This window comes from Roseovarius faecimaris (assembly GCF_009762325.1).
Classification (GTDB): Bacteria; Pseudomonadota; Alphaproteobacteria; order Rhodobacterales; family Rhodobacteraceae; genus Roseovarius; species Roseovarius faecimaris.
In genome coordinates, this window is record NZ_CP034348.1 from 2,032,072 (window position 1) to 2,046,844 (window position 14,773).

Below are 14,773 nucleotides of genomic sequence, written 5' to 3' on the forward strand. Positions count from 1 at the left end.
ACCCATATGTTGACCTGATGCGCATAAAACCGCTATGACAAACCCAAGAGCACCTGTTTTGGGGGTACAGCTGTGAAATACATACTCGTCGCCGCTTTCTTCGCCGCGTCGCCGGCATTGGCAGGCAGCCTCTCGGACCCGGTCGTCACACCCGATGTGGTGGTCGCCGAAGCGGTCGCGGACTCGTCCAACGCAGACGGGCTGATCATCGCGGTCTGGCTCGCCACGCTTCTGGCCGCCGCGGGCGGCGCTTTCTGAGGCACCCCCCGTCCGGCAGGCCGGTTATCGGGCAATGTCACAGAAGGTCTAACGGCCCGGGCGCTCAATCCCGGGGCGTCCCGTTCTGTATCTGCTTCCAAGAGTATTCTCATGCCTACCGGCTGACCCGCACCCGGCACACCGGAGGGTAGAGCATGAAACCCCTCACCTTATTCACCATATCTGCGCGTCTTCCATGCGCTCTGGCCGATCCGTCGCTGACCGGGGGCGATGGCCCCAACATTGGCGCGGGCACCGTCGCTGAAGGCGCCGCAGGACGCTCAGACGGGGGGATCATTCTGCCGCTCATTCTGCTTGCACTCATCGCGGCAGCGGCGGCAAGCGGCTGAAATTCCATGAAAAAGGGCGCCTGACCTCGGTCAGACGCCCCATATCTTCAGTGACCTCGCTTAATGCGTGGTGGTGGCCCCGGCTTCCGCCCCGCCATCCTTCAGCGCGGCTTCGGCGGCGGCGGCCTCTTCGGCGGCTTCGTCCCACTCCACCGGCTCGGGCGTGCGCACCAGCGCGTGTTTCAGCACATCGCTGACATGCTCCACCGGGATGATCTGAAGCCCCTCCTTCACATTGTCGGGGATCTCGGCGAGGTCCTTCTCATTCTCCTTCGGGATCAGCACCGTCTTGATGCCGCCCCGGAGTGCTGCAAGAAGCTTCTCCTTCAGCCCGCCAATGGCCAGGGCATTGCCGCGCAGCGTCACCTCGCCCGTCATGGCGATGTCCTTGCGCACCGGGATACCCGTCAGAACCGACACAATCGACGTCACCATGGCCAGACCGGCGCTCGGCCCGTCCTTCGGCGTCGCCCCTTCGGGCACGTGCACGTGAATGTCCCACTTCTCGAACTTGGGCGGCTTGATCCCGATCTGCGGGCTGATCGACCGGACATAGGATGAGGCCGCATCGATCGATTCCTTCATCACGTCGCCCAGCTTGCCGGTGGTTTTCATCCGGCCCTTGCCCGGCAGGCGCAGCGCTTCGATATTCAGAAGCTCACCGCCGACAGAGGTATAGGCCAGACCCGTGACAACACCCACCTGATCCGATTCCTCGGCCAGACCATAGCGGAACTTCTTCACGCCCAGGTACTCATCAATATTGTCCGCCGTGACGGTGATCGTCTCGGCCTCTTTCTTGATGATCCTGGTCACGGCTTTCCGCGCGATCTTGGCGATCTCGCGCTCCAGGTTCCGCACCCCCGCCTCGCGGGTATAGTGGCGGATGATGGCGGTCAGCGCGTCGTCGGTCAGCTCGAACTCGCCCTTTTTCAGGCCGTGGTTCTTGATTTGCTTGTCAATGAGATGCTGCTTGGCGATCTCGCGCTTTTCGTCCTCGGTATAGCCCGCCAGCGGGATGATCTCCATCCGGTCCAGAAGCGGCCCGGGCATGTTATAGCTGTTCGCCGTGGTCAGGAACATCACGTCGGAAAGGTCATATTCGACCTCCAGATAGTGATCGACAAAGGTCGAGTTTTGCTCCGGATCAAGCACTTCCAGCATGGCCGAGGCCGGGTCGCCCCGGAAATCCTGGCCCATCTTGTCGATCTCGTCCAAGAGGATCAGCGGGTTCGTCGTCTTCGCCTTTTTCAGCGATTGGATGATCTTGCCCGGCATCGAGCCGATATAGGTCCGGCGGTGGCCGCGGATCTCGCTCTCATCGCGCACGCCGCCCAGGCTGATGCGGATAAACTCGCGCCCCGTCGCCTTGGCCACGGACTTGCCCAGCGATGTTTTACCCACGCCCGGCGGGCCCACGAGGCACATGATCGGCCCTTTGAGCTTTTTCGAGCGTTGCTGCACGGCCAGATACTCGACAATCCGTTCCTTGACCTTCTCCAGCCCGTAATGGTCCTTGTCCAGCACGTCCTGCGCGCGGTGCAAGTCCTTCTTCACACGGGATTTCTTGCCCCAGGGCAGGCACAGCATCCAGTCCAGGTAATTGCGCACAACCGTCGCTTCGGCGCTCATCGGGCTCATGTTCTTGAGCTTCTTGAGTTCCGCTTCGGCCTTTTCCTTGGCCTCCTTGCTCAGCTTGGTCTCGCTCAGCTTGGTTTCCAGCTCGGCAATCTCGCCTTCGCCCTCTTCGCCGTCGCCCAGCTCCTTCTGAATGGCCTTCATCTGCTCATTCAGGTAATATTCGCGCTGGGTGCGCTCCATCTGGGATTTGACGCGCGTCTTGATCTTTTTCTCGACCTGCAGAACGCTCATTTCGCCCTGCATCAGGCCATAGACCTTCTCCAGCCGCTCGCTGACGCTCAGCGTCTCCAGCAGGTCCTGCTTCTGGTCCACCTCGATGCCCAGATGACCGGCCACAAGGTCCGCGAGCTTGGCGGGCTCGGTCGTCTCCGACACCGCGCTCAGCGCCTCTTCCGGGATGTTCTTCTTGACCTTGGAATAGCGCTCGAACTCGCTCGTCACGGTCCGCAACAGCGCCTCGATCGTAGCCGCATCGCCCGGCATTTCCATCAACGCCTCGGCGCGCGCCTCGAAATAATCTTCGTTTTCAAGGTATTCGACGATCCGCACCCGCTGCACACCTTCGACCAGCACTTTCACCGTGCCGTCGGGCAGTTTCAGCAGTTGCAGCACATTGGCCAGCACGCCGGCATTATAGATGCCGTCGCTCTTGGGGTCGTCGTCGCTCGGGTCAATCTGGCTCGACAGCAAAATCTGCTTGTCGTCCTGCATCACTTCCTCAAGCGCCCGGACCGATTTCTCGCGGCCCACGAACAGCGGCACGATCATATGCGGGAACACCACGATATCGCGCAGCGGCAGCACGGGGTAGGATGCGTTCAGGGGGTCTTGCATGCTCAGTATCCTGTATTTGGCAAGAAGGCTCCGGTCCCGATCATCGGCAACTCTGGCCTTCTCCTCTCTCAGAGGTCTTACTTGGGGTGTATGCGACCCGTTTCAACCTTCTCCGGCGGACACAATGCCTTGCTCGCCCAGAAGGAGCAAGCGGCATTTCCGAAGGAAACTGCATAAAAGCGCCAGCTTCGGGGGCGCATGCGGCCTCTCCCGGCCGAAAGACCCGGCCCGCTTGGTCCTATTGCCGTGAAACGGCCTATAGACGCTCCAGGATGGTCATATTTTTACCATATTGCGAGCGGATAACTGTTTCCAATCGACCAACAATCATCCCAAAACAGACTGAATGGAGCCGTCGTGACAGTCCAAGGCAAAATCTCCGCAAGCGATCTGGATCAGCGTAATTACTATGCGGTCCGGGATACAGATCACAAAGACTTGTTGGTGCATGCGGCACGCAACAGCGGCAAATCCGTGTTCCAGATTCAGCGCGAATTCCGCCAGATGGCAAAATCCGATAGCCGGATCAACATGGTGGAATACATCCGCTTCGGCCTCTACCGCAGCGAAAACTTCACCGACGAAGAGCGCGCGGCCTACATCTCGAACGACCTGCACTGGGAGATCACGCATCGCTGCAACAATCGCGGCTGGAGTGCTGTGGCCGAAGACAAGGCCCTCGCCGGTCTGATGCTGTCGTCCGGCGGCGTGCCCGTGCCCGACTCCATCGCCGTGATCGACACAACCGCCCGCACCTTCCCCGGTCTGCGCAAGATCTCGTCAGCCGACGCGCTGCGCGACCTGCTGCAAAACGAAGAAGGCAGCGTCTTTGGCAAAATCGTCGATGGCATGGTCAGCTTCGGCGCCTTCCGCATTGATCACGCCGATGACACGCATCTGCATTGCGCGGGCCAGCCCCCGATGACCTATGACCATTTCTTCGAGGCGTTCGTCGCCGGGCACAGCTATCTTCTGCAGCGCACCCTGACAAACCATTCGCATTTCGCGCCCTATTGCTCGGCTTTGGCCACGGTGCGCATGGTCAACATGGTGCGCGCCGACGGTGTGTTTTGCCCGATTGCGATCATCAAGCTGCCGCAGGGGGAAAACATCGCCGATGCCTTCTGGCGCCCCGGCAACCTCGCCTGCGAGGTCGATGTGCAGACCGGTGAAATCCTCACCGTCGCCGAACGCACCGGCCTCGAAGTGAGCTTCCATGACGATCACCCCTCCGTGCCGGGCCTCAAGGGGCTGACCCTGCCCCACTGGGACAGGCTGATCGAGGTCAACGCCCAGGCGGCCCGGCTGTTTGCGCCCATGCCCTATCAATCAACGGATATCGCCATCACCGAAGAGGGCCCCGTCATCGTGGAGCTGAATTACGGCGGCGGCTTCGATCTGCCTCAATACGCCTCCGGCCGCGGCATGCTGACACCCGACGTGCGCGCCTTCTTCGAGGGCAACGGGTATGTCTTCGGCGGTGCGGCCAAAAAGAAAGGCTGGTTTGGTCGGTAAACCGATCAGGCCAGCGCCACCGCGGCCAGAACGGCCACCGACATCCAACCGGCCGCGAAAATCGAAAAATTAAACAACATGTCAAAACCCCAGGTTCAATGCCTTCCTGGGTAGTCTACTCGTCGGCACTCACAGCGTGCTATGCCGGTTTTCCTGACCTATGCTCTTTTCACGGTGCACTCACGCCAGCGCAATCGCCGCCGCTGCCGCAAGGCCAACACCAAGTGCCGAAACAAGCAAAACTTTCATGACCGCGTCCTCCTGGGCCGCAGTCTACTCCGAATCCCGCGGAATTTGCCGACGCCGCACACCAGATATTGCGGGGTGTTGCGCGATTGCACCAACATGAAGTGGCTTCAGAGCGGCGGAATGTCCCCCTCCGCGCGCTGCGCATGGAACATAGCCTCCCACGCCGCAAACCGCCCTTCGGCAATCGCCGCGCGCATGCCCTGCATGATCTCCTGGAAATAATGCAGGTTGTGCCAGGTCAGAAGCATGCCGCTGATCATCTCCTGCGCGCGGAACACATGATGCAGATAGGCGCGGGAATAGCTGCGGCAGGCCGGACAGCTGCAAGCCTCGTCCAGCGGGCGCGGATCGTCCGCATGGCGCGCGTTCTTGATGTTGACCACGCCGCGCCGGGTAAAGACCTGCCCCGTGCGCCCCGACCGCGACGGCAGCACGCAATCCATCATGTCCACGCCCCGCTTCACGGCCCCCACGATGTCATCGGGCTTGCCCACCCCCATCAGATAGCGCGGCTTGTCCTCCGGCAGAAATCCCGGCGCATAATCCAGACAGTCGAACATCGCCGCCTGCCCCTCGCCCACCGCCAGCCCGCCGATGGCATAGCCGTCAAACCCGATGGCCTTGAGTGCTTCGGCGCTTTCCTCGCGCAGATCGCGTTCCAGCCCGCCTTGCATGATGCCGAACAGCATATGCCCCGGCCGTACGCCAAAGGCCGCCCTTGACCGCTCGGCCCACCGCATGGACAGCCGCATGGACCGGGCAATCGCCTCGCGCTCGGCGGGCAAGGCGGGACATTCGTCAAAGCACATCACGATGTCCGACCCCAGAAGCCGCTGTATTTCCATGCTGCTTTCCGGGCTCAGCATATGTTTCGACCCGTCGATATGGCTCTTGAAGGTCACGCCCTCCTCGGTGAGTTTCCTGAGCCCTGCGAGGCTCATCACCTGAAACCCGCCGCTATCGGTCAGAATGGGCCGCTCCCAGTTCATGAACTTGTGCAGCCCGCCCAGGCGCGCCACCCGCTCGGCGCCCGGGCGCAGCATCAGGTGATAGGTATTGCCCAGCAGAATATCGGCCCCTGTCTCGCGTACGCTCTCGGGCAGCATGGCCTTTACCGTGGCCGCCGTGCCCACCGGCATGAAGGCCGGGGTGCGCACCTCTCCGCGCGGTGTGCGGATCACGCCCAGCCGCGCCGCGCCATCCTGCGCCAGTTTCTCGAATCCGGTCGTCAAAACCTATAGCCCTCAGCCAAGTTTCATCTTTTGCCTCTCCATAAAGCGGGCTACCGTAGCTTGCAAATCCAAGACACACACCCCAACTGTATACTATTGCATACACTTTAAGAGGGCCAATTATGACCGAAGACCTGATTATGGACCTGCTGTCCTCCAACCTGCCGCTCCTGTTGCTGGCGCTTCTGCTTGTCATCACCGTCTTCAAGGCGGTCAAGATCGTGCCGCAATCCGAACAGCACGTGGTCGAACGCTTCGGCAAGCTGCGCAAGGTCATGGGCCCCGGCATCAACCTGATCGTGCCGTTCTTCGACGTGGTCCGGCACAAGATTTCCATTCTCGAACGGCAATTGCCCAATGCCTCCCAGGACGCGATCACCAAGGATAACGTGCTGGTGCAGGTGGAAACATCGGTGTTCTACCGCATCACCGAGCCGGAAAAGACGGTCTATCGCATCCGCGACGTGGACGCCGCCATCGCCACCACCGTGGCCGGGATCGTCCGCGCCGAGATTGGCAAGATGGACCTGGACGAGGTGCAGTCCAACCGCGCCCAGCTGATCACCACGATCAAGGCTCTGGTCGAGGACGCCGTCGACAACTGGGGGATCGAGGTCACCCGCGCCGAAATTCTCGATGTCAACCTGGACGAAGCCACCCGCGCCGCGATGCTGCAACAGCTCAACGCCGAACGCGCCCGCCGCGCCCATGTGACCGAGGCCGAAGGCCAGCGCCGCGCGGTGGAACTGGCCGCCGATGCCGAGCTTTACGCCGCCCAGAAAGCCGCCGAGGCCCGCCGCGTCGAAGCCGACGCCGAAGCCTACGCCACCGGCGTCGTTGCGGCGGCCATTCAGGCCAACGGGCTTGAGGCCGCGCAATACCAGGTGGCCCTGAAACAGGTCGAGTCGCTCAACGCCCTGGGCAACAGCCCGTCGGCCTCGACCATCGTCGTGCCGGCCAACGCGCTTGAGGCGTTTGGCAACGCCTTCAACATGCTGAAAGGGAAATCGTGATGGAAGAGCTGGCACTCTGGCAACTCTGGTGGGCCTGGCTCGCCGGGGCCCTGGGCCTCGCCATTCTCGAAGTGATCGCTCCCGGCTTTATCTTCCTCGGCTTTGCCGTCGGCGCGGCCATCGTGGCGCTGCTCGTGCTGCTGCCACTGAAGATCAGCCTCGTCGCCCTGCTGGTAATCTTCGCGGCCACTTCGCTCATCGCCTGGATCGTGCTGCGCAGGCTCTTCCGCAACCCCGACGACCAGACGCGCATTTTCCACGAGGATATCAATAAGTAAGCCATTTGAAGCGACTGCCAGGCGGATGTTGCTGACCTAGGAACAAGGCACCACGGGCCGGTTAACAGCCGCGCAGCGGCCCGGCCCATCGCCAGCCCCCCTACCAGGGCTGGCGATATGGCGGGGCTGGGTGCCTCGCTCCTTCTGCGCGCGGATGTGGCGGGGATAAAGTGCCCCGGAACGCCTGACAGGATCGCCACCCCGGGGGCTGGCAATCGGCCTTGTGGTGCGCTTGCCGCAATGACCGCTCAGGGCTCAAACCGGACATCCCGCCTCCTCCCTTGCATCCCCCCGCGATTTCCCGATGATAGAGCGTTCAACCCGCGCACAAAGACCGACAGGGAAAAGCAAATGACGGACGACACCCAACCAGAGATTCTGCAATTCGGCTGGGAGGAGTGGATCAGTCTGCCCGATCTGGGCGTTCCTGCGCTGCGCGCCAAGGTCGATACCGGCGCGCGCACCTCGGCGCTGCATGCGTTTGACATCGAAACCTTCGGTTCGGCCAAACATCCCAAGGTGCGGTTCACCCTGCACCCGATTCCCGGCCGCGACGATCTGGTGATCCCCTGTTCCGCGCCCATCGTGGACCGGCGCGAGGTGGCCTCGTCGAATGGCGAGAAAGAGCTGCGCTACGTGATCGAAAGCACGCTCTCCGTTGGCGGTCAGAGCTGGCCCATCGAGATCACCCTCACCAACCGCTCCTCCATGGCCAGCCGCATGCTGCTGGGCCGCCAGGCGCTGAAGGATCACATCTCGATCCAGGCCACCGACCGGTTCTTCCAGCCCGAGCTCAGCTATGACGTCTACCACACGTCCAAGATGCGCACCGCACAGCCCAACCGCGCCCTGCGCATCGCCGTGCTCAGCCGCGAAGACAACTATTCCACCCGCCGCCTCGTCGAAGAAGGCGAAAAGCGCGGCCATACCGTCGAGGTGATCAACACCACCCGCTGCTACATGGCGATCAACCCGATGACGCCCGAAGTGCATTACGACGGCAAACGCCTGCCCCGCTATGACGCGGTGATCCCGCGCATCGGCGCCTCGATCACCCCTTATGGCACCGCCATCGTGCGCCAGTTCGAAACCATCGGCACCTATTGCGTGAACCCCTCCGCCGGCATCACCGCAAGCCGCGACAAGCTCTATGCCCATCAGCTCATGTCGCGCGCCAAGATCGGCATGCCCAACACCGCCTTTGCCGCCTCGCCGATGGACACCGCGAACCTGATCGGCCTCGTCGGCACCGCGCCCCTGATCGTGAAACTGCTGGAATCGACCCAAGGCAAGGGCGTCGTGCTGGCCGAAACCAAAAAAGCGGCGGAATCGGTGATCGACGCCTTCCGCGGGCTCAAGGCCAACTTCCTCGTGCAGGATTTCGTCAAGGAGGCCGCGGGCGAGGATATCCGCTGCCTCGTCGTGGGCGGCAAGGTCGTGGCCTCGATGAAACGCACCGGCGCCGAAGGCGATTTCCGCTCCAACCTGCATCGCGGCGGGTCGGCCAAATCGGTGCGCATCACCAAGGCCGAGCGTGAAACCGCGATCAAGGCGGCGCGCGTCTTCGGGCTCAACCTCGCCGGCGTGGACCTGCTGCGCGCCGAGGCCGGGCCGAAAGTGCTCGAGGTCAACTCCTCTCCCGGGCTCGAAGGCATCGAAAATTCGACCGGCAAGAACATCGCCGGACTGCTTTACGAGCAGATCGAGGCCCAGGTCCGCCCTGCCCCGATCCGCCGCCGCAAAACCAAATCCGCCGGATGATCCATCCCGTAGGGTGCGTGTTCACACGCACCTCCCCGCCGATTGACCTCGCGCCCGCATCCGCCTACCCTTGCCCTGCTCAACACCGGGAGGGGTCAGCAGATGCACGCATTCCGCTATCATGACCGAACCCGCGGCCCTGTCCGCGCCCCGCAACGTCGTTTGTGGGGCTGATCCGGACGCGCATACCATCTGATCCGATCTGCCCTGACCGCAGCCGCCTTGCGCTGCTTCTGACCCGGAAAGACCTGACAGATGTCCCTGATCACCCTTCGCAATCTTGGCCTGACCATCGGCACGCCCCTGTTTTCCAACCTCACCTTCTCCATCGAGAAGGGCGACCGCATCGGGCTTGTCGCCTCCAACGGGCGCGGTAAATCCTCGCTTCTGTCGCTGATCGCGGGCGCGCAGGAGCCGACCACCGGCGAAATCACCACCGCCCGCGGCTTGCGCATGGCACTTGTCGCCCAGAACCCGCCTGACGCGCTGCACCCGCTCAGCCTCTATGACACCGTGCTCTCGGCCCTCGATCCCGAGACCGCCGAGATGGAAAGCTGGCGGGTCGATATCGTGCTCGACGATCTCTCGGTCCCGCCCGAGCTGTGGCACACGCCGCTGGCGCAGCTTTCGGGCGGCTGGCAGCGGGTGGCGCTTCTGGCCCGCGCCTGGGTGAGTGAACCGGACGTGCTTTTGCTCGACGAGCCGACAAACCACCTCGATCTTTCCCGCATCGGGTTTCTGCAGAACTGGATCGCCACCATCGCGCGCGGCGTGCCCATGCTGATCGTCAGCCATGACCGCGCCTTTCTCGACGAGGTGACGACCCGCACGCTTTTCCTGCGCTCTGAGGCGTCCGAGGAGTTCCCCCTGCCCTACACAGAGGCCCGCGCGGCCCTGGACGAGAAGGACCATGCCGCCGCCCGCCGGTTCGAGAACGAGGTCGCCAAGGCCAATCAGCTCCGCCGCCAGGCGGCCAAGCTCAAGAATATCGGGATCAATTCCGGCTCTGACCTGCTGCTGAAGAAGAACAAGCAACTGAAAGAGCGCGCCGACAGCATCGTGCAGGCCGCCCGCCCCGCACATCAGGAGGCCGGTTCCGGCCAGATCCGCCTCGCCAATTCCGGCGCCCATGCCAAGGCCCTGATCAGCTTCGAGCCGACCGAAATCTGCATTCCCGACGGCCCCATGCTCTACACACTGCCGCAATCCTGGATCAGCCCCGGCGACCGTGTCGTGATCCTCGGGGCCAATGGCACCGGCAAGACGCAGCTCCTGACCCAGGTCATCGCCGCCACCCGCGCCGAGCACCCCACGATCCGCGTCGCCCCGTCGGCAGTACCCGGCATCTCCGATCAGGCGCTCAGCCAGCTTAGCGCCTACAAGACCCCGTTCGACGCCGTCACCTCCGTGTCGGATATCGGCGATCAGAAGGCCATCGCCGAACTGGCCGCCGCGGGCATCGCCTTCGGTATGCAGGACAAGCCCATTCCGGCCCTCTCCGGCGGCCAGCGCAGCCGCCTCGCCATGCTTCTGCTGCGGCTTCAGGCGCCGAACCTCTACATCCTCGACGAGCCGACGAACCATCTCGATATCGACGGGCAAGAGGCGCTGGAGCATGAGCTTCTGGCCCATGACACCACCGCCCTTCTGGTCAGCCACGACCGGACCTTCGTGCGCACCATCGGCACCCGCTTCTGGCAGGTGGTGCGCAAACGGCTGGTTGAGGTGGACAGCCCCGAGCCGTTCTTTGCCGAACAGCTGGGCGCAAGCTGACCCCGCCCCGGACCCCGATCCCGGGCCTCCTCCTCCCCGCTCAGCATTTGCTTTTCACCCGCCTCGCATGCAGACTGACCGATATATTATACCCAAAGGTCTTTGCCCCATGGCTGATCTGCCCGACGACATCGCCCGCATCAACGCGCTCACCTCCAATGCCCGCAACACCTGGTTCGCCCTCCTCGGTGTGCTTGTCTTTGTCGGGATCACGCTGATGGGGGTCGAGCATATCGACTTCTACGGCGTCGGCCGCGCCACTGAGCTGCCTTTGGTCAATGTCGACGTGCCCACGCGCTATTTCTTCGTCGCCGCCCCGATCCTGACTGCCGCGATCTACGGCTACTTCCACCTCTACCTGATCCGGCTTTGGGATGTGCTGGGCAAGGCCGACCCGGTGCATCAGGGCCAGCCTCTGGGCGATGTGGTCTCGCCCTGGCTCGTGACCGACGCCGCCCTGCACCTGCGCCGCCGCTTGCGCGATGACGCCTGCACCACCCCCCGCACCCTCGAAGCCGCCGCCATGGCGCTCAACTTTCTGCTCGCCTGGGGCTTCGGCCCTTTGGTGCTGGGGCTCTTGTGGTGGCAATCCATGCCCGCCCGGGAGTTTCTCTGGATCACCCTTGTGGCCACCCTGGCGCTGATCGTGGTGCTCATCACCGGCACCGCCAGCCTCGCCATGCTGATCCTGCGCATGCGCCCCTCGAATAGCGGCCAACAAATCAACCTCTGGTCCACCGTTCCGGCAATGAGCGCCTTCCTCATCATCGCTCCTGCCCTTCTGATCTTCGCCTTTCAGCGCACCGAAGGCCCGACCGAGTACCTCGCAGACCTGGTCCTCATCGGAGAAGACATTGTCGAACGCCCCGAAGGCTGGCTCCCCTACGCCATCGCCCGCGACGAGTTTCGCGATAACTGGTGTCGCCGCAAGGGGATCAAAGCGGCGGATTGTTTGGACTTAGGCGACCGCGAGCAGAGCTTTAAAGACGAATGGAGATCCCGCCGTTCCTCTTCATTTGCTGATTTTCAGCGTCCTTCATGGGATGGCCCATTTCAAAAGAAACCTGATCTAAGGAACGCGGTATTGATATCTGCTTATCTGGTTGGAGCAAACCTCTCGCTCATAGATTTAGCTGGTTCTGAATTTTGGGATGCTAATCTGGAAGGGGCTGATCTCAGCAAAGCTAATCTAAGCTTCACGGATTTTAGAAATGCTGAGCTGGCAACTGCAAGTCTGCGGTCAACCAACATACTGCACGCAAGTTTCGTAAGAACGAATCTAGTCGACACACACATTACTTTCGCAAAAATAGAAAGCACTGTTTTTTGGTACGCCAACTTGACCCGCACAAGTTTCAACAATTCCCAAATTACAAATACAACTTTCTTCGATACCAGTTTGAACAGCGTAGATTTTAGCAGCTCAGGCATGAAGGAAGTTAACTTTGGAGATGTAACTTTGACTTCGGCTAACTTCAAATTTTCGTACTTAGATGATGTGAGTTTTGGGCATGCAAAAATGGCAAACACCGTATTCGATTTCTCATATTTGGCTGGTTCATTAGATACACCGACTTTCTTTGCTGAAATCAATCTAGATGGTGCAACTAACTTTGGTGGTGCAATGCGCAATCTTATTGTTGATAAAATAGATTTTGACGAACGCACTGATTTCCGAAATGCATTTCTAGATAAAAGCGTTTCGTTTTCCCCTGATTTTGCAGCGCAAATGGGTACTCCGCTCAATCGCCCTTGTCAGTGGGTCACTACCCATCTGAGCGACGAAGAGTACTTTTCTCTTTGGCGCTGGTGGATAGAACGTAGCCCCGAACTCATATATTGGGATCAAATTGCCCCACCCGAATGGCGCAATGTCCCCCGCCTCACCCCCGAAGACATCGCCGAACTCGGCCTCACCGATTGCACATGGAAAACCGGCCCCATGCCGGGCGCGGAAGCGTCGGAGTGACGCCCCGAAAGCGCCACCCCGGCAAAGAATTTTGTACAAAACAGGGGGTCATTTTGTACAAAACGTACAATTCTCCTCCCTCTGGACGCCGCCCGAGATAAATCCTATATGTTTGCTCAGGAATGAAGCGCAGGACCCCGACATGAGCCAGACCCCCGACCCGGTTGAAGGTGCCCCACTGATCGCACCGTCGAGCACGGATCACCCCCTTTACGATAACATCGTTGAGGCGTGCCGCTCTGTCTATGACCCGGAAATCCCGGTCAATATCTTTGATCTGGGCCTTATCTATACCATTGATATCGATACGGAAAATGCCGTCAAAGTGGTGATGACCCTGACCGCTCCCGGCTGTCCCGTGGCGGGTGAGATGCCCGGCTGGGTGGCCGAGGCCGTGGAGCCGCTTCCGGGCGTGAAACAGGTCGATGTGGAGCTCACCTGGGAACCCCCCTGGGGCATGGACATGATGAGCGACGAGGCGCGTCTCGAACTGGGATTCATGTAACGCAAGTAAATTAGCTTGCTTTGTTTCTCTGCAAGCTTTATAACTTGCCAATGATCCCGATCTCCGTCCTCTCAGGCGATTTGATACAATCGTCCAAACTCACCGACCGCCAGGTTAACGACGCGATATCCGCCCTGGCCGACGCAGCACAGGACGTGGCGCGCTGGGCGCCGGAGCTGCGCACGGGCTTCGCCCGGTCCAGCGGTGACGGATGGCAGTTTTTCCTGTCTTCAGAAGGGCTTGCATTGCGAAGCTCTCTCTATCTGCGCGCGGCCCTGCGCCGTCTGGGCAAACCCTTCTCCACCCGCATCGCCCTGGCCAGCGGGTCAGACAGCTTGCCCCCGGACGGCAATCCCAACTCTGCCACCGGCCCGGTCTTCACCACCTCCGGCCGCCTCCTCCAAACCCTCACCGGACCCCACATCCAAATGGCCCATGCCACCGGCGGCTCAGCCCATGCAGCAACCCTTTTGGCCGATCATATTTCCCAAGGCTGGACCCCCGCGCAGGCCCGCGCGATGGTGCTGATGCTGCCCCCTGCGCCGCCCACACATGCCACCGCCGCCGCAGCGCTCGGCATCTCCCGGCAGGCCGTTGACCAGGCGCTGAGCGCCGCTGGATACCATGCGCTGGCCGATGCGCTCACAGCCTTCGAACACGAGGGGACAGGCCCATGATCGAGACATTCACCGCCCTGCTTCTGGCGCATGTCCTTGCCGATTTTACATTACAAACCAATTGGATAAATGCCAACAAATCGCGCCCGCACGTGCTTGTCCTGCATGGGGCCATCGTCTGGATCACCGCGCATCTGGCGCTTGGTCAGATCTACGATGCGACCCTGGCCCTGCTGACCGCCGCGCATCTGCTGATTGACGCCATCAAGACCTATGGCGGCTTTCGCAAGCTGGGCGCCTTCCTTCTCGATCAGATGGCCCACCTCGCCACGCTTCTCGCCGCCGCCTCCTATGCGCCCACGCTCTGGAGCACCGGCGCCTGGGCCGCATATGACCCGCTCCTGCCCCTCATGGCGCTCGCCGCAGGGGCCATAACCGCCCTCACCGCGGGCCGCCATGCCGTGGCCCTTTTGATGCAGCCCCACACGCAGCGTATCCGCAACGCCGGTCTGCGCGATGGCGGACGCCAGATCGGCCTTCTCGAACGCGGCCTGATCTACCTGATGATGCTGGCCGGACAGCCGCTCGGCGTCGGTTTTCTGATCGCGGCCAAATCCGTCCTGCGCTTCGGCACCGCTATGCGTGACCAGCGGCTTGCCGAATACGTGATCATCGGCACGCTCGCCTCCTTCGGCTGGGCCATTGCCACCGCTCTTGCCACACAAGCCCTTCTCGGGGCTTTGCCCCCTCTTGAGATCATCCCCTCGTCGCCCTAAGT

General features: G+C 61.7%; 13 protein-coding genes. 11 read left to right on the forward strand and 2 right to left on the reverse strand.

The genetic code is table 11. The features are described 5' to 3' along the window. The first annotated feature begins 72 nt into the window (after nt 1–72). Nucleotides 73–258 carry a hypothetical protein gene (locus EI983_RS10465; RefSeq protein WP_157707344.1) on the forward strand — a complete coding sequence of 62 codons (186 nt, stop codon included), beginning with the start codon at nt 73–75 and terminating at the stop codon, nt 256–258. A 155-nt stretch (nt 259–413) separates the two neighbouring features. Next, nucleotides 414–608 (forward strand): hypothetical protein, encoded by a 195-nt coding sequence (locus EI983_RS10470; protein WP_157707345.1) that lies wholly within the window; start codon nt 414–416, stop codon nt 606–608. 60 nt (nt 609–668) lie between these two features. Here the strand turns inward: EI983_RS10470 and lon are convergent, their stop codons facing one another. Continuing rightward, a complete protein-coding gene (lon, locus tag EI983_RS10475) occupies nt 669–3,083 on the reverse strand; it encodes an endopeptidase La (RefSeq protein ID WP_157707346.1) in 2,415 nt (804 codons plus the stop codon). Nucleotides 3,084–3,527: 444 nt separating this feature from the next. Between lon and EI983_RS10480 the strand changes: the two genes are divergently transcribed. Further along, nucleotides 3,528–4,598 carry a sugar-transfer associated ATP-grasp domain-containing protein gene (locus tag EI983_RS10480; RefSeq protein ID WP_157707347.1) on the forward strand — a complete coding sequence of 357 codons (1,071 nt, stop codon included), beginning with the start codon at nt 3,528–3,530 and terminating at the stop codon, nt 4,596–4,598. Between the two features lie 356 nt (nt 4,599–4,954). Here EI983_RS10480 and tgt read toward each other — a convergent pair whose 3' ends face one another. Further along, nucleotides 4,955–6,079 carry a tRNA guanosine(34) transglycosylase Tgt gene (gene tgt / locus EI983_RS10485; RefSeq protein ID WP_157707348.1) on the reverse strand — a complete coding sequence of 375 codons (1,125 nt, stop codon included), beginning with the start codon at nt 6,077–6,079 and terminating at the stop codon, nt 4,955–4,957. Nucleotides 6,080–6,201: 122 nt separating this feature from the next. Between tgt and EI983_RS10490 the strand changes: the two genes are divergently transcribed. From EI983_RS10490 to EI983_RS10525, 8 genes are all read left to right on the forward strand, one after another. Then, the gene (locus EI983_RS10490) at nt 6,202–7,092 is read left to right on the forward strand and encodes an SPFH domain-containing protein (protein ID WP_157707349.1); all 891 of its coding nucleotides are present in this window, start codon (nt 6,202–6,204) and stop codon (nt 7,090–7,092) included. Then, on the forward strand, nt 7,092–7,370 hold the full coding sequence (locus tag EI983_RS10495) for an NfeD family protein (RefSeq protein WP_157707350.1): 279 nt from the start codon (nt 7,092–7,094) through the stop codon (nt 7,368–7,370). Before EI983_RS10490 ends, EI983_RS10495 begins: the two co-directional genes overlap by 1 nt. Nucleotides 7,371–7,721: 351 nt before the next feature. Then, nucleotides 7,722–9,131 (forward strand): 30S ribosomal protein S6--L-glutamate ligase, encoded by a 1,410-nt coding sequence (gene rimK / locus EI983_RS10500; protein WP_157707351.1) that lies wholly within the window; start codon nt 7,722–7,724, stop codon nt 9,129–9,131. Nucleotides 9,132–9,386: 255 nt separating this feature from the next. Further along, the gene (locus EI983_RS10505) at nt 9,387–10,904 is read left to right on the forward strand and encodes an ABC-F family ATP-binding cassette domain-containing protein (protein ID WP_157707352.1); all 1,518 of its coding nucleotides are present in this window, start codon (nt 9,387–9,389) and stop codon (nt 10,902–10,904) included. A 109-nt stretch (nt 10,905–11,013) separates the two neighbouring features. Further along, nucleotides 11,014–12,873: a pentapeptide repeat-containing protein gene (locus EI983_RS10510; protein WP_198389276.1), complete on the forward strand. Its 1,860-nt coding sequence runs from the start codon at nt 11,014–11,016 to the stop codon at nt 12,871–12,873. A gap of 142 nt (nt 12,874–13,015) precedes the next feature. Next, nucleotides 13,016–13,378 carry an SUF system Fe-S cluster assembly protein gene (locus EI983_RS10515; RefSeq protein ID WP_157707354.1) on the forward strand — a complete coding sequence of 121 codons (363 nt, stop codon included), beginning with the start codon at nt 13,016–13,018 and terminating at the stop codon, nt 13,376–13,378. A gap of 50 nt (nt 13,379–13,428) precedes the next feature. Continuing rightward, complete coding sequence (locus EI983_RS10520) at nt 13,429–14,055, forward strand: MarR family transcriptional regulator (RefSeq protein ID WP_198389277.1); 627 nt, start codon at nt 13,429–13,431, stop codon at nt 14,053–14,055. Further along, entirely contained in the window at nt 14,052–14,771 is a 720-nt protein-coding gene (locus tag EI983_RS10525) for a DUF3307 domain-containing protein (protein WP_157707356.1), read from the forward strand. Before EI983_RS10520 ends, EI983_RS10525 begins: the two co-directional genes overlap by 4 nt. The last annotated feature ends 2 nt before the right edge of the window (nt 14,772–14,773 follow it).